The organism is Streptomyces sp. NEAU-sy36 (genome assembly GCF_013423905.1).
Lineage (GTDB): Bacteria > Actinomycetota > Actinomycetes > Streptomycetales > Streptomycetaceae > Streptomyces > Streptomyces misionensis.
The window spans coordinates 783,336-798,469 of sequence record NZ_CP058977.1 but is presented as its reverse complement, the minus strand read 5'-3'; the positions used below and the strand labels follow the sequence as shown (position 1 = coordinate 798,469).

At 73.3% G+C, this 15,134-nt stretch carries 11 protein-coding genes and 1 tRNA gene; 2 read left to right on the top strand and 10 right to left on the bottom strand.

Annotation, left to right across the window (positions count from 1 at the left end):
- Positions 1–9 precede the first annotated feature (9 nt).
- Positions 10–81: transfer RNA gene (locus HZZ00_RS03535), tRNA-Cys, on the top strand.
- Positions 82–183: 102 nt separating this feature from the next.
- Here HZZ00_RS03535 and HZZ00_RS03530 read toward each other — a convergent pair.
- The 8 genes from HZZ00_RS03530 to HZZ00_RS03495 all read right to left on the bottom strand — a co-directional run bounded on the left by HZZ00_RS03530 (position 184) and on the right by HZZ00_RS03495 (position 11,119).
- Positions 184–825: a hypothetical protein gene (locus HZZ00_RS03530; RefSeq protein WP_180330829.1), complete on the bottom strand. Its 642-nt coding sequence runs from the start codon at positions 823–825 to the stop codon at positions 184–186.
- 66 nt (positions 826–891) lie between these two features.
- Entirely contained in the window at positions 892–2,049 is a 1,158-nt protein-coding gene (locus HZZ00_RS03525; protein WP_180330828.1) for an SUKH-4 family immunity protein, read from the bottom strand.
- Between the two features lie 199 nt (positions 2,050–2,248).
- Entirely contained in the window at positions 2,249–4,558 is a 2,310-nt protein-coding gene (locus HZZ00_RS03520; RefSeq protein ID WP_180330827.1) for a xanthine dehydrogenase family protein molybdopterin-binding subunit, read from the bottom strand.
- Positions 4,555–7,140 (bottom strand): 2Fe-2S iron-sulfur cluster-binding protein, encoded by a 2,586-nt coding sequence (locus HZZ00_RS03515; RefSeq protein ID WP_180330826.1) that lies wholly within the window; start codon positions 7,138–7,140, stop codon positions 4,555–4,557. The genes HZZ00_RS03520 and HZZ00_RS03515 overlap by 4 nt, the downstream gene beginning before the upstream one ends.
- Positions 7,137–8,030 carry a xanthine dehydrogenase family protein subunit M gene (locus HZZ00_RS03510; protein WP_180330825.1) on the bottom strand — a complete coding sequence of 298 codons (894 nt, stop codon included), beginning with the start codon at positions 8,028–8,030 and terminating at the stop codon, positions 7,137–7,139. Before HZZ00_RS03510 ends, HZZ00_RS03515 begins: the two co-directional genes overlap by 4 nt.
- A 292-nt stretch (positions 8,031–8,322) precedes the next feature.
- Complete coding sequence (locus HZZ00_RS03505; RefSeq protein WP_180333376.1) at positions 8,323–9,996, bottom strand: beta-N-acetylhexosaminidase; 1,674 nt, start codon at positions 9,994–9,996, stop codon at positions 8,323–8,325.
- 231 nt (positions 9,997–10,227) lie between these two features.
- Positions 10,228–10,518: a DUF3039 domain-containing protein gene (locus HZZ00_RS03500; RefSeq protein WP_070022705.1), complete on the bottom strand. Its 291-nt coding sequence runs from the start codon at positions 10,516–10,518 to the stop codon at positions 10,228–10,230.
- Positions 10,519–10,546: 28 nt separating this feature from the next.
- Positions 10,547–11,119, bottom strand: coding sequence for a YqgE/AlgH family protein (locus tag HZZ00_RS03495; RefSeq protein ID WP_180330824.1), 573 nt, complete (start codon positions 11,117–11,119; stop codon positions 10,547–10,549).
- A gap of 271 nt (positions 11,120–11,390) precedes the next feature.
- On the opposite strand from HZZ00_RS03495, the gene murA reads away from it, so the two are divergent.
- Positions 11,391–12,731, top strand: a complete 1,341-nt coding sequence (gene murA, locus HZZ00_RS03490; RefSeq protein ID WP_070022703.1) for a UDP-N-acetylglucosamine 1-carboxyvinyltransferase — start codon at positions 11,391–11,393, stop codon at positions 12,729–12,731.
- A 187-nt stretch (positions 12,732–12,918) separates the two neighbouring features.
- Here murA and HZZ00_RS03485 read toward each other — a convergent pair whose 3' ends face one another.
- Positions 12,919–13,200, bottom strand: coding sequence for an HU family DNA-binding protein (locus tag HZZ00_RS03485; protein WP_023550134.1), 282 nt, complete (start codon positions 13,198–13,200; stop codon positions 12,919–12,921).
- Positions 13,201–13,492: 292 nt separating this feature from the next.
- Positions 13,493–14,908, bottom strand: coding sequence for an NAD-dependent malic enzyme (locus HZZ00_RS03480; protein ID WP_180330823.1), 1,416 nt, complete (start codon positions 14,906–14,908; stop codon positions 13,493–13,495).
- Positions 14,909–15,134: the final 226 nt, after the last annotated feature.

Here is a 15,134-nt window from a genome sequence, read left to right as displayed (position 1 = left end):
CACCAACACGGCCGTGTGCCCGAGTGGCTCAGGGACTCGCCTGCAAAGCGAGGTACGCGGGTTCAATTCCCGCCACGGCCTCTCATATCGACCAGGGAGAGCAAGAGGGCGGCACCCCTTCACGGATGCCGCCCTCCCCGCCTGCTCGGTCCTGAGGCACGCTCGGCCTGGCGACCTCGCCTCCTAACAGCAGCCGTCCACCCTGGCGCCAACCGGAGCGAGGCTGGGCCAGGGGCGCCCTGCTCTGTCGGAGGCGGCGGACCGGAAGAGGTCAAGAAGAGTGCATCCCGGGTAGTCCCGAAAACTCGCGTACCTGCCCCTGTAATAGCAGTTCCAGTAGCTCACGACCCGCCGTTGAGTGCGCGCGAAGAAGGCGGGGTTGTCCACGATGAACTGCCCGTAAGCAAGGTGGCCGCAGGTGCCGGGCGTGACGAGATCAACAAGCTCATCGCAGATGGCGACCAGGATCTCCACGACGTACTCGCCAACCAGCTGCACGACGTAGGGAACGACCCATGAGTCCATGGAACCTACGGCCTTCTCCAGGTGATGCTGTCTGACCACCCCGTCGCAGTGCCTTGAGTACAGGCAGTGCAGGAGCTGCCGTTGGCGCGACGAAAGGGACGCCACCGCGTCAGTCGGCGGCTCGTCGTTGTAGAGGCGCCCGGGGATCACAACCTGCTGGCCCTCTACAGCGACCGAGAACGAGGCATGCGGCTGGTGTCGAGAACCAGGCATCACCGCCAGGACCGCCTCGGCATCGCTCGCAAGCTCGGCTGGGAACGCCGCGATCAACGGATTGCTGCTGTCGGAAGGCGGATGCACGGCCCGAGCATAGGCGGGCGCCTCGGCCGGCTCAGCCTGGGTCGGGAAGGCGCCGGGCGCCTGGGCTCAGAGCACCCCGCCCGCCTCGTCCTGGAACGTCTCGGTCCAGTAGTGCCATGTCGCGCCGGGCAGCGTGGCCGTCGGGTCGACGGTGGTGAGGGTGTGCAGCATGGCGGCGGCCAGTTGGTCGTAGGAGGCCGTGCTGAGTTCGTGGGAGAGGTGCTGGTCGATGGTGCGTTCGTGGTGCAGCAGCCAGAGGGTGAAGGCGAGGGTGGAGACGTCGGTGTTGAGGGGGTAGAGCGCCGCCTCCGGTTCGCTGAAGGCGAGGACCGCGCCCGTGCGGCCGTCCACCACCAGGCTGTTGTCCTCGACCAGGTAGCCCAGGCGGATCAAGTGGTCGCTGTGTGCCGGGAGTTCGGACAGCGGGTAGTCGGGGCGGTCCCGGGTGAAGTGTTCGCGCAGGGTCGGCAGCGGGGCGTCCGGGTCGGCGAAGAAGAGGACCGCCTCCTCCGGCAGCCCGGTCTCGCGCAGGAAGCGGCGGGTCGGCTCGTGGGTGAGCGTGGCCGGGAAGTCGACGTCCTCGAAGCGGGCCACCCGGCCGTGTCCGAACTCCTGGTCCAGGACGCGGGCGGGCAGGTCGAGGGCGAGGCCGGACGCCGTACCGGGGCCCGCGACCAGGGACAGCGGGCGGATCAGGGCCGCCGCCTTCCAGTACGGGGGGACCACGCCGTCCGTGCCCTCCTCGAACAGGGCGAGCAGGCGGCGCGAGGCCTCGGCGACCGTCCTCGGGCCGTACTGGCCCGCCAGGGAGGCGAACCGACCGCGCAGGCCCGTCAGTTCCTCGGTGACCGCGGCGAACCGCAGCAGTGTGGCCAGGGACGGCGCGAAGGGGCGGGACTCGGACGGGTCGCACAGGTAGGCCGTCGTCACCTCGCCCGTGTCGCCGTCGAGCAGGATCGACTCGCGCTCCGTGCCCGGCGGGTTGAGCAGTTCGCCTATCACCAGGCGGTCGCGCAGTTCCTCCGCCAGGTGGAGCGGGCCCTCGGCCGCGTCCGCGAGGGTGCGCAGGCCGTGGGCGCGCAGCGGCGAGAACGTCAGCACGTCGGTCACCGCGGGCAGCCCCGGGCCCGTGAGCAGTCCGCGCGTCGGCGCGTGGGTGACATGGCGGTCCAGCTCCGCCTCGGTCAGTGTGATCGCCGCCGTCCAGGCATCCGTCGTACTCATCGCTCCCCCGCGATCTCCCACTGCGTGACAGTGTGGCCGGCGCCGCTGCCCGGCTCCCCCACCGCTGTGCACACTACGCCGCCCCACTGACAACGCCCCTCGACGGAAAGGACGCCGGACGACCCGGGCACGTTGCCCCGCGAAACTCACCGGGTCGGGACGGCCGCCGCGCTCACCGGGAGCACGGCGGCCGCCGCGTTCACCGCGTGGTGACGACCGCGGCCTGGGGGCGGATCGGCAGCCGGTTGACCGGGCGGCCGGTGGCCGCGCGGACGGCGGAGGCGATGGCCGCGGGGGCCGTCACCACCGGTACCGCGCTGACCGACTTGGCGCCGAAGGGCGCGACCACGTCCCGCTCCTCCACCAGCTTGACGATCCGGATGTCCGGCGCGTCCAGGGCGGTCGGCAGGGCGTAGCCGGTCAGGTCGGGATGGCGGACCAGCCCGCGCGGGGTGCGCAGGTTCTCGGTGAGCGCGATGCCGACGCCCTGGGTGACGCCCGCCTCGATCCGGGCCGCCAGCTGGGCGGGGTTGAGCACCCGGCCGACGTCCTGGGCGACCGCCAGCTCCACCACCCGGACCGAGCCCAGCTCGATGTCCACGTCCACCACCGCGCGGATCGCGCAGAACGCGAGTCCCACGAAGGCGTCGCCCTGCCCGGCGGCGTCCAGCGGTTCGGTGGGGTGGGGGCGGCACTGCGCGGTGGCCCACAGCTCCTTGCCGTCCAGCGCCTCGGTGACGGTGGTCGACAGCACCCCGTCGTACGACGTGATCTTGCCGTCGTTGATCTGGAGCAGCTCGGTCGACATGCCGAACTTGTGCGCGAGCGGCTGGAGCAGCTGGGTGCGGACCATCTTCGCCGCCCGCTCCACCGCGCCGCCGGACACCCAGGTGTGCCGGCCCCGGCAGCCCGCGCCGGACGGCGGCTGGTCGGTGTCGACCGGGGCGACCCGGACCTCCTCGATGCCGAGGGTCTCCTGGACGATCTGCCGGGCCAGCGTGGTGAAGCCCTGGCCGGTCTCCACGGCCGCGCAGAGCACGGTCGCCATGCCGTCGTGCACCTTGACCGTCGCCGTGGACACCTCGTCGGCGCCCTCCGCGCCGAGCATGTGCACCATGCCGAGGCCGTAGCCGACGCCCCGGCGTACCGCCTGCGGCTCGCCCGCGCCCTCGGGGCCGCCGGGCAGCAGCCAGTCCTCCTCGGGCGTGTCCTTGGGCAGCGTCGGCAGCGGGAAGTCCCGTACCGCCTGGAGGAGTTCGGCGACCGGGGCGGGGCAGGTCACCGTCTGGCCGATGGGCAGCACGTCGCCCGTCGCCAGCACGTTGCGCAGCCGCAGCTCGGCCGGGTCCGCGCCCAGCTTCCTGGCCAGCTTGTCCATCTGGGCCTCGTAGGCGGCGCACACCTGCATCGCGCCCTCGCCGCGCACATGGCCGGAGGGCGGGTTGTTGGTGCGCACGGCCCAGCCCTCGATGAAGGCGTTCGGGACGACGTACGGGCCGCACGCGAAGGAGACCGCGGCGGCCAGCGCGTCGGCGGAGGTGTCGGCGTACGCGCCCGCGTCCAGCAGGATCTGCGCCTCCACCTTGACCAGCCGGCCCTCGGCGTCGGCGTGGTGGCGGTAGCGCAGCAGGGTGGGGTGGCGGTGGACGTGGCCGAGGAAGGACTCCTCGCGGCTCGCGGTGAGCTTCACCGGGCAGCCGGTGCGCAAAGCGAGCAGACCGAGCGGGAGTTGGAAGCCCTGGTCCTCGCGGTCGGCGGTGGCGCCGGGCACCCCGGTGACCACGATCTTCACCCGATCGGGGGACAGGCCGAAGCAGGCGGCGGCGGTGTTGCGGTCGTGGTGCGGGTCGGTGGAGGCCAGGTACAGCTCCACACCGCCGTCGGGGCGCGGCACGGCGAGTCCGGCCTCGGCGCCGATCGGGGCCGGGTCCTGCCGCCCGATGCGGTACAGCCCCTCGACCACGACCTCACCGACCGCCTCCGCGTCGCCGTGGCGCAGCGGGATGTGCCGGATCAGGTTGCCGTCGGGGTGCAGCGGTTCCGCCTCGAACGCCTGCTCGGGGTCGGTCACCGGGTCGAGGATCTCGTACTCGACGATGATCGCGGCCGCGGCCATCCGCGCGGTGTCGGGGTGGTCGGCGGCGACGGCGGCGATGGGCTCGCCGTGGTGCCGTACGACGTCGGAGGCGAACACCGGCCGGTCCGGGGTGCCCCGGCCGTGGCGTGGGGTGCCGGGCACGTCCTCGTGGGTGATGACGGCGCGCACGCCGGGCATCTCGCGGGCGTGCCGGGTGTCGATGGACACGATCCGCGCGTGCGCGTGCGGGGAGCGCAGTACGGCCGCCCAGAGCAGGCCCTCGGCCCACAGATCGGCGGCGTAGGGGAAGGTGCCCTCGGTCTTGGCGCGGGCGTCGGCGTGCGGCAGGGAGACGCCGAGGCCGTGCGGCGGGCCCTCGGGCTCGGGGGCGGGCTCCCCGGCGGGGGTCGCGGTGGCGGCTTCGTTGCTCACGCCTGGCCTCCGTCCTGGCCGTAGTGCTGGTCGTGCGGGCCCGGCGTGCCGTAGGGCGGCGTGTCGCCGTAGCCGTCGGGCGCCTCGCCGTAGCCGCCCGGCATGTCGCCGTACCCGTCCGGCGCGGGCGGCGGCGTGTCGAAGGCACCCGGTGCCTCGAACGCCGACGGGCCGACGCCGCCGGAGCCGGGGCCCGCCTGCTGCGGGATGCGCGCCTCGCCCGCCGGGTCCGCCTCCGGCTCGGGGGCGTGCGCGGCCTCGCGCTCGGCGACGACCTCCTGGACGGCCTGGACGACGCCCCGGTACCCGGAGCAGCGGCACAGGTTGCCGCACAGGGCCTGCCGGGTCTCCAGCTCGGTCGGCGCGGGGTTGCCCTCCAGCAGGTCGTGCACCGTCATCGCCATGCCGGGCACGCAGAAGCCGCACTGCACGGCACCGCACCGGGCCAGCGCCCGCTGCACGTCGGAGGGTTGCCCGTCCTTGGCCAGGCCCTCGACCGTGCGCACCTCGGTGCCGGCCGCGGTGACGGCGGGCACCAGGCAGGAGGCCACCAGGCGGCCGTCCACCTGCACGTTGCAGGCCCCGCACTCGCCCTGCGAGCAGCCGTCCTTGGCCCCGGCGAGCCCCAGCCGCTCGCGCAGCACGTACAGCAGCGACTCGCCGATCCAGGCGTCGGCGACCCGGCGGTCGGAGCCGTTCACCCGCAGGACGTAGGAGGCGAGGGGGTGGTCGTCGTGGGGCGGGAGGGGCGCGGGCTCCTCCGGGACGTCCGGAGTGTCCGGCGCGTCCGAGGTGTCCGCGGTGTCCGGGGTGCCGGGAGCCTCGGGGGCGCCGAGGGCGGACTCGGCGGATCCGGCGGGCTGTTCGGCCCCTTCGGACGGCTCGGACAGCTCGGACGGCTCGGTCTGTTCCGGCTGTCCGGGCCGCTGGGCCAGGTCGTGGGGTTCCTGCCGGGCGCCGTCCGCGGGCGCGGCCTCCGGGACGTCCTGGACGGCGTGTTCCGGGGCGCCGGACGGTGCCACCGGCGTGTCGCCGTCGTGCGCCGGAGCGGGGACGGTGGGTACGCCGGAGGGGGGCGTGGGCGTGTCGGACCGCTGCCCGGGCACGGCGGGCGCGGACGCGCCGGTGCGCTGCTCCGGTACGACCGGTGCCGTCGGGGCGGCTTCGGCTTCCTGGACCGCGGCGTCAGCCGCGTCCGCCGCCTCCGCCCCGGCGGAGGCCGTGCCGGGCTCCGTGACGGCCTCGGGCGCGGCACCAGGCTCGGCGGGGGCCGTGTGGTCCGCCGGGCCGTCGACGGGACGCTCAGGGGCCGTCGCGGGGTCGTGCGCGGTCTGCTCCAGGGGGACACCGGCGGGCGGCGTGTGGTGCGCCTCCGCCGCGTGCTCGTCCCGCGCGTGGGCGCCGGGCGTGGAGTACGGCGATGCGCCGGGCGCCGACGGGTCGTGGGCGGCGTCGGTGTGGTCCGGCGCGGTGTGGACCGCCTCGGTGTGGCCCGGCTCCACCGGGGCCGGTCCGGGGTGCGCGGTGTGCCGGTGCGCGGCCTCAGCGTGTCCCGGCAGTCCCTGCCCGGCCTGGCCGAGCGGGCCCTCTATCCGGTCGTCGTGTCCGTGCGCGGCGTGTTCCCGCGCACCCTGGCCGTGCGGATCGTGCGCGGGCGCGCCGTCGGGCCGGGCGGGCTGCTCGTACGCCCCCTGGTCGTACGCGCCCGGCGCGGTACCGCCCTGCGGGCCCGCGCCGTGCGCTCCGGCGTGCCGGCCCTGCGGGTGACCGGCCTGCGGGTGACCGGCCTGCGGGTGACCGGTCTGTGGGTCCGCGCCCTGCGCGGGTCCGTATCCGTCGTGCGTGTCCGCACCCGGCACCGGAGCGGCGTACGCGCCCTGCGCACGCCCCGCGCCGAAGTCCTCGTCGCCCGGGTGCTCCCCGGCCCCCGCGCCGTACACCTCTCCCGGCACGCCACCGGTCCCGCCGTACGTCTCCCCCGGCGCGCCCCCGGCCTCCGTGCCGTACCCCTCGCCGGTCGCGTACCCGTCCGCCACCGGGGCCGCGGCCCCGGCCGCCTGCCCCCAGGGCTGGCCGGCGTTGGTGGCCCAGGGGGCAGGCGCGCCGCCCGGCAGGGTGGCCGGCGGGGTGCCGCCCCACTGCTCCACCAGGGACGACGTGGTGAACTCGCCCGACTCGTCCGGCAGTTCTCCGCCGGCGACGGGGATGGACCACTGCCCGGTGACGTCGTGGCCGGGCGCGGCCGGAGCCGCGGGCTCCTCGAAGGTCCAGTGCTGGGTGGCGGCCGGGTCGTACGTGAACCGGTCGTCCGCGCCCCCGTGCGTCGCGCCCGGGTCGGGCCACCCGCCGCCGTCCGCGGCGGGCCAGCCCCCGGCGGCGCCCTCCGCGGGGGCCTGCGGGATGCGCGGCGGCACATAGCCGTGGCCGGGCGCGGCCAGCGGGCTGTCGCCGGACAGCAGGGCGTCTATGCCGCCCTCGGGGAGCTTGACGAAGGCGGTGGCGCCGTCGTCGTAGTCACCCGGCAGCGGGTTCCAGCGCCCGCCGCCCTCGGGCGTGCCCTCTCCGTGCTGGTCGTCGGTCACGACAGCGCCCTCCCCAGTGCTCGTCGGGCCAGCGCGGCGACGGTGCGCCGCAGGTGCAGTACGGCGGGCGGCAGCGACGGCACCGAGCCGTCCGCCTCCGGCGCCGGGTCGGGGATACAGGCCGCGGCGACGTACTCGCCGAAGGCACTCAGTGCCTCGGGGACGAGCGCGCGGTCGTTGTCCCAGTCGATGAGCTGCGCGACCCACTGCTCGGCCTCCAGCGGCCGCAGCGGCATCGGCGCGATGGCCCCGACGGCACAGCGCACGCCGCGCCGGGCCGGGTCGAGGACGAGCGCCACGGAGGCGAGGGCGCGGCCGGGTCCGGTGCGCGCGGTGGCCTTCAGAAAGACCTGCGGGGCGTGCAGCAGCGGCACCCGTACGAAGCCGATGAGTTCACCGCCGCCCAGCATCTCCACGCCCGCCAGCAGGTGCGAGACCGGGACCTCCCGGCGTGCCCCGCCCTGGCCCGCGACGATCAGCGTGGCCTCCAGGGCGGCGAGCACCGGCAGCGCGTCCCCGGTGGGCGCGGCGGAGGCGATGTTGCCGCCCAGGGTGCCCGCGTTGCGGATGTGCGGCGGGCCCGCGGCGCGGGCGGCGGCGGCGAGCGCCGGGATGAGGGCCGCGAAGTCGGGGCGGCCCATGCGGGCGTGGGTGAGGCCGGCGCCGAGCAGCGCGTGGCCGTCCTGGTACTGCCAGCCGCGGATCTCGCTGATCCGGCCGAGGCCGACCAGGGCCGCGGGCCTGAGCTGCCCGGAGTTGACGGCGGCCATCAGGTCGGTGCCGCCCGCGACGGGGACCGCGGTGGGCATCGCGGCGAGCGCCGCCACCGCCTCGTCCAGCGTCGTGGGCAGCGTGACGGCCTGCCCCGCCTGCGGTGCGTGCGTGGTCAAACCGGCTGCCCCTTCCCGCTGCCCCACCTGGTCCCGCCTGTTGCGCCGTACGGTACGTGCTGACAGGGCGGACGTGGCAACTCTGGCACATCTTCGCAGGGCCCGGACGCGGGGGTCCGCTAGGAGGCATTCGCCCACCTCATCGGGGAGATGGACGGTTTGGCGAGGCATCACCGAAGAGGGCGAATTGCCACTCTTCGGTGATGCTGACGGGGTTTTTCCGCTATCTGTTCTATCCGCGTTGCCCGGCGGGCCCGTTGGAGTACACCCGCCGGGATCCGGCCGTTCGCGGCTACCTGTTGGGCGGCGGTCCGTCGATCGGGCGGCCCGGCACCCCGGGGCGCCGCTGCCACGGCCGGGGCCCGGCGGGCGGCCGGTAGGCGACGCCCAGGGCGTCAAGTCGCCGGTAGTGCGCGGTCATCCGGCGCTCGAACCGGGCGAAGTCCCGGTCCGCGGGGGCCGGCAGCCGGCTCCAGGCGACCTCGGCGAAGGCGGCGAGCCGGGGAAACGCCTGGTAGTCCACGCGCCCGGCGTCCTCCAGGGCCTCGGTCCACACATTGGCCTGGGTGCCGAGCACATGCCGCGCCTCGGCCTCGGTGAGGGCGGCCGGCACGGGCTCGAACCGGTAGACGTCCTCCAGGGTGCGCACGAAGCCGATCGGCACCGGCTCGTCGTCGCCGGGGGCCTGGCGGTGGTCCAGGTACACGTGCTGCTCGGGGCACATGACCACGTCGTGCCCGGCCCGGGCGGCGGTGACCCCGCCCTCGAAACCGCGCCAGGAGGAGACCGCGGCGCCCGGCGCGAGGCCGCCCTGGAGGATCTCGTCCCAGCCGATCAGCCGGCGTCCGCGCGCGGCGAGCCAGGTGTCGAAGTGCCGGACGAACCAGGACTGGAGCTGGTCCTCGTCGGCGAGCCCCAGCCCGGCGATGCGCTCCTGGGCCGCCGACGACTTCTGCCACTGGTCCTTCGGGCATTCGTCGCCACCGATGTGGATGAACCGTGAGGGGAACATCTCCAGGACCTCCTCGAACACCCCTTCGTAAAACCGCAGGGTGTTGTCGGTGGGAGCCAGTACGTTGGAGTTGATCCCCCAGGTGTCCCAGACGGAGAGGGCCGTGGTGTCGATGACGTCGGTGTTGCCGAGTTCCGGGTACGCGGCGATGGCGGCCTGCGAATGGCCGGGCACGTCGATCTCCGGTACGACGGTGATGTGCCGCTCGGCCGCGTAGGCGACGATCTCCCGGATGTCGTCCTGGGTGTAGTAACCCCCGTGCGGCTTGTCCTCCCACAGCGGTGAGGCCCGGTGCCCGAACTTCGTCCGGGACCGCCAGGAGCCGGTCTCGGTCAGCTTCGGGTAGCGCCTGATCTCGATCCGCCAGCCCTGGTCGTCCGTCAGGTGCAGATGCAGCACGTTGAGTTTGTGCGCGGCCATCAGGTCGAGATAGCGCAGCACCCCGTCCTTGGGCATGAAGTGCCGCGCCACGTCGAGCAGCAGCCCGCGCCAGGCGAACCGGGGGCTGTCCTCGACGGTGACGGCGGGGAACTCCCATGCGGCGCGGTCGCCGATCGGGGCGCGCCGGAAGGCGTCGGGCCCGAGCAGCTGCCGGAGGGTCTGCGCGCCCTGGAAGAGTCCGGCCGCGCTCGCCCCGTCGAGTTCGATCCGCCGGCCCTCGGCGCGCAGGCGGTAGGACTCGGGGCCGTCGAACTCGTCCGCGAGCGCGGGCAGGATCCGCAGCCGGATGCGGCCGGGGCCGTCGCGGTACGGCGCGAGCGGCAGCCCGGTGGCCGCGCCGACGGCCGAGCGCAGCCAGCTCGCCACCCGTTCGGCGCCCTCGCCGGCGTCGATCTCCGTGTCCGCGTCGATCACACAGCGGGTGCCGGGCACCGAGACCCGGACCGGCGCCGGAATCAGCGCCACCGCCCCGGACTCCGGGAAATCGGCCGGAACCGGCCCCTTGTCGCTCATGTCACTCATGTGGTCCGCCGCACCTCCACGCTCGCGTTGCATCATGCGCAACGGCCGTTTCGCTCCACACAACCGGTCGATGGACAGGGAGGCTAGGTCCCGCGCCTCCCGCCCACAAGAGGTCTCGACCACCCGGACGCGTGACACGAGCAAGCCCCGGCACGGCGAAGGGCCCCGGCGCGCACCGAAGCGCACCGAGGCCCTCGCGGGTCACCACGGGGGGGCGGGGCGCTACTTGCCCTTGCCCTTGTCGCCGCCCTTGTCATCGCCGCCGCTGCCCATGGACTCGTAGATCTCCTTGCACATGGGACACACGGGGTACTTCTTCGGGTCGCGGCCCGGCACCCAGACCTTGCCGCACAGCGCCACGACGGGGGTGCCGTCGAGGGCGCTCGCCATGATCTTGTCCTTCTGGACGTAGTGGGCGAAGCGCTCGTGGTCGCCGTCGCCGTGGGACACCTGTGGCGTCGGCTCTACGAGGGTCCCCGTACCAGTCCCGCGCTCGGGCTCAAGAGTGCTCATACCGCCAGGGTACTGAAGCGCCCGGCCATCAGTTGAGCGAAGGGTCGTCCGGATATGTGGCCACCATCGCCAGCTCGCTGCGCTGGCGCCGCAGCACCTCGCGCCACAGCCGCTCCGGGGCCGGCGAGGAGACGTCGCCCGGTTCGGACTCGACGACGTACCAGGCCCCCTCGGCCAGCTCGTCCTCCAGCTGGCCCGGGCCCCAGCCCGCGTACCCGGCGAAGATGCGCAGGGAACCGAGGACCGGGGCGAGCAGCTCCGGCGGCGCCTCCAGGTCGACCAGGCCGATCGCGCCGTGCACCCGCCGCCAGCCCAGCGGGGCCCGCTCGCCGTTCGCCCCGCCCGGGACGACCGCGACGCCCAGCGCCGAGTCCAGCGAGACGGGACCGCCCTGGAAGACGACGCCGGGCTCGCCGGTCAGCTCGGCCCAGCCCTCCAGGATGTCGCCGACGCCCACGGGGGTGGGGCGGTTCAGTACGACGCCGAGGGAACCCTCCTCGTCGTGGTCGAGGAGGAGCACCACCGCGCGGTCGAAGTTCGGGTCCGCCAGGGCGGGGGTGGCCACGAGCAGCCGCCCTGTGAGCGAGGACACCTCGGTCATGCCAGACATGATCCCGCATCTTCCCCGGGAGTGGGGAGCCAATCGGAGTGCGGGAGTGAACGCAGCTCAGGGAGCACGGAAGCGGCCTGGGCGCACGCGCGCGGCCGGTGACCCCATGTGCCCGATCAAGGACGTTTCGTGTTGTGACACACCCATGACACGGCGGGGCGGTCCGCGGACTTACGGGCGGGGGGTGATCGGCGATTACCCTGTCCCACGGCCCGCCCGGTGATCGGCGGTCCCCTGCCCATCTGATCGGAACGCGAGATTCATGACCGTCAACGACGATGTCCTGCTTGTCCACGGCGGAAACCCGCTTGAGGGCGAGATCCGTGTCCGCGGTGCGAAGAACCTCGTACCGAAGGCCATGGTCGCCGCGCTGCTCGGCAGCGCGCCGAGCCGGCTGCGCAACGTTCCGGACATCCGTGACGTGCGCGTCGTACGCGGCCTGCTCCAGTTGCACGGGGTGACGGTCCGTCCGGGCGAGGAGCCCGGCGAGCTGGTGCTCGACCCGACCCACGTCGAGAGCGCCAACGTCGCTGACATCGATGCCCACGCCGGCTCCAGCCGTATCCCGATCCTGTTCTGCGGCCCGCTGCTGCACCGGCTCGGGCACGCGTTCATCCCCGGCCTCGGCGGCTGCGACATCGGCGGCCGACCCATCGACTTCCACTTCGACGTGCTGCGGCAGTTCGGCGCGACCATCGAGAAGCGCGCGGACGGCCAGTACCTGGAGGCGCCGAAGGGGCTGCGGGGCACGAAGATCCGGCTGCCGTACCCGTCCGTGGGCGCGACCGAGCAGGTGCTGCTGACGGCCGTGCTGGCCGAGGGCGTCACGGAGCTGTCCAACGCGGCGGTCGAGCCGGAGATCGAGGACCTCATCTGCGTGCTGCAGAAGATGGGCGCGATCATCGCGATGGACACCGACCGGACCATCCGGATCACCGGTGTGGACAAGCTGAGCGGCTACACCCACCGGGCCCTCTCGGACCGCCTGGAGGCCGCCTCCTGGGCCTCTGCGGCGCTCGCGACCGGCGGCAACATCTACGTCCGCGGCGCCCAGCAGCGCTCGATGATGACGTTCCTGAACACCTACCGCAAGGTGGGCGGCGCCTTCGAGATCGACGACGAGGGCATCCGCTTCTGGCACCCGGGCGGCCAGCTGAAGTCCATCGCCCTGGAGACGGACGTACACCCCGGTTTCCAGACCGACTGGCAGCAGCCGCTGGTGGTGGCCCTCACCCAGGCCACGGGTCTGTCGATCATCCACGAGACCGTCTACGAGTCCCGGCTCGGCTTCACCTCGGCCCTCAACCAGATGGGCGCGCACATCCAGCTCTACCGCGAGTGCCTGGGCGGCTCGGACTGCCGCTTCGGCCAGCGCAACTTCCTGCACTCCGCGGTCGTCTCCGGGCCGACCCGGCTCCAGGGCGCCGACCTGGTCATCCCCGACCTGCGCGGCGGCTTCTCCTACCTGATCGCCGCGCTCGCGGCCGAGGGCACCTCCCGGGTCCACGGCATCGACCTGATCAACCGCGGCTACGAGAACTTCATGGAGAAGCTCGTGGAGCTCGGCGCCAAGGTCGAGCTGCCGGGCAAGGCCCTCGGCTGACCCCGGAGCAAACGGCAAACAGGGCGGCCCCCCTCGGTGCGAGGGGGGCCGCCCTGTTGGCATCGTCGGCTCTTCGCGGCGCCGCCCGCCGGGCCGCGCCCCACGGGGCGCGGGCAGCCGCGCGATCGGCGACGGCGGGCCCGCGGTGACCCGCGGACCGGCGCCGCACAGCGGAGCGCCTACGCGCTTACTTGCCCTTGGCCGCTTCCTTGAGCTTGGAGCCCGCGGTGACCTTCACGCTGTAGCCGGCGGGGATGTTGATCGGCTCGCCGGTCTGCGGGTTGCGCGCGGTACGAGCGGCACGGTGGGTGCGCTCGAAGGTCAGGAAGCCGGGGATGGTGACCTTCTCGTCGCCCTTGGCGACGATCTCGCCGACGGTCTCGGCGAACGCGGCCAGCACGGCGTCGGCGTCCTTGCGGGTCACCTCGGCGCGGTCGGCCAGCGCGGCCACCAGCTCACTGCGGTTCATGTTGTTACTCCCGTGTTTTTCTTGCCGTTGGGGTGTGCCACGCGGCGGTCAGGCCGCAGGCACTGCGATGCCGATGCGCTCGCGCCCAGGGACGCATCCTGCCCCTACCTGCGGCGGGAAAGCCAATCCGGCACCCGTAGGAGTCGTGAGAACACCCTGGGGAGTCACACGAAAAGGGCCCGATCGGCGCCACCCTAGAGGGCGCCCGGTACCAGGTGGTTCCGCGACGCGCCGGAGCGGGGGTCCGCCGTGGTGATCCTCACAGCCCCCGGCACCGTACGACACGCCCTGGTCAGGCAGTCGCGCCGACCGCCTTGGCGGCCTCGCGCACCGCGCCGGCGACGGCTCCCGCGACCCTGTCGTTGAAGACGCTCGGAATGATGTAGTTCGGGTTCAGCTCGTCCTCGCTGACCACGTCGGCGAGGGCCTTCGCGGCGGCGAGCATCATCTCGGTGTTGACGGTACGCGACTGCGCGTCCAGCAGGCCACGGAAGACACCCGGGAAGACCAGCACGTTGTTGATCTGGTTGGGGAAGTCGGAGCGGCCGGTGGCCACCACGGCGGCCGTCTGGCGGGCGACCGCCGGGTCGACCTCGGGGTCCGGGTTCGCGAGCGCGAACACGATCGCGCCGTCCGCCATGGCGGCCACGTCGTCGCCGTCCAGGACGTTCGGGGCGGAGACGCCGATGAAGACGTCCGCGCCGCGCACGGCCTCCTTCAGGGTGCCGGTGAGGCCCTCCGGGTTGGTGTTGTCGGCGATCCAGCGCAGCGGGGAGTCGGCCGGGGCGTCCACCAGGTCCTCGCGGCCGGCGTGCACCACGCCGTGGATGTCGGCGACGACGGCGTTCTTGACGCCCGCCGCGAGCAGCAGCTTGAGGATGGCCGTACCGGCGGCGCCGGCGCCCGACATGACGACCCGGATGTTCTCGATCGCCTTGTCGGTGACGCGCAGCGCGTTGGTGAGGGAGGCGAGCACCACGATGGCGGTGCCGTGCTGGTCGTCGTGGAAGACGGGGATGTCCAGGGCCTCGCGCAGCCGGGCCTCGATCTCGAAGCAGCGCGGCGCGGAGATGTCCTCCAGGTTGATGCCGGCGAAGCCGGGGGCGATCGCCTTGACGATCTCCACGATGGCGTCGGTGTCCTGGGTGTCCAGGCAGATCGGCCAGGCGTCGATGCCGGCGAAGCGCTTGAAGAGGGCGGCTTTGCCCTCCATCACGGGCAGCGCGGCCTTGGGGCCGATGTTGCCGAGGCCGAGCACGGCGGAGCCGTCCGTCACGACCGCAACGGAGTTGCGCTTGATGGTGAGGCGGCGGGCGTCCTCGGGGTTCTCGGCGATGGCCATGCAGACGCGGGCCACACCCGGCGTGTAGACCATGGAGAGGTCGTCACGGTTGCGGATGGGGTGCTTGGACTGCATCTCGATCTTGCCGCCGAGGTGCATCAGGAACGTACGGTCGGAGACCTTGCCGAGGGTGACGCCCTCGATGCCGCGCAGCTTCTCGACGATCTCCTCGGCGTGGGCCGTGGAGGTGGCCGCGATGGTGACGTCGATACGGAGCTTCTCGTGGCCGGACGCGGTGACGTCGAGGCCGGTCACCGAGCCTCCGGAGGACTCCACGGCGTTGGTGAGCTGCGAGACGGCGGTTCCGCTCGCGGGCACCTCCAGCCGGATGGTCATCGAGTAGGAGACGCTGGGCGCCGTTGCCATGGCCGACTTCCTCTGCTTTCACCGTGTCGCGAGTTGTGCCGTCCGATCGTCGCACCTACCGCTGAGTACGTGGTAGTCGCCCTTGGTTACGGACGTTTTGTTCATGTGCGGTTACCGAACGGCGGCATACTTTCGGAAAACGGTTTCCACAATACGAGAAACAGTCGGGCAAGGGAAGGGGGGCGCCCCGGCGTTCGTGGCGCCCGCGGGATCGAGAACAGGACAA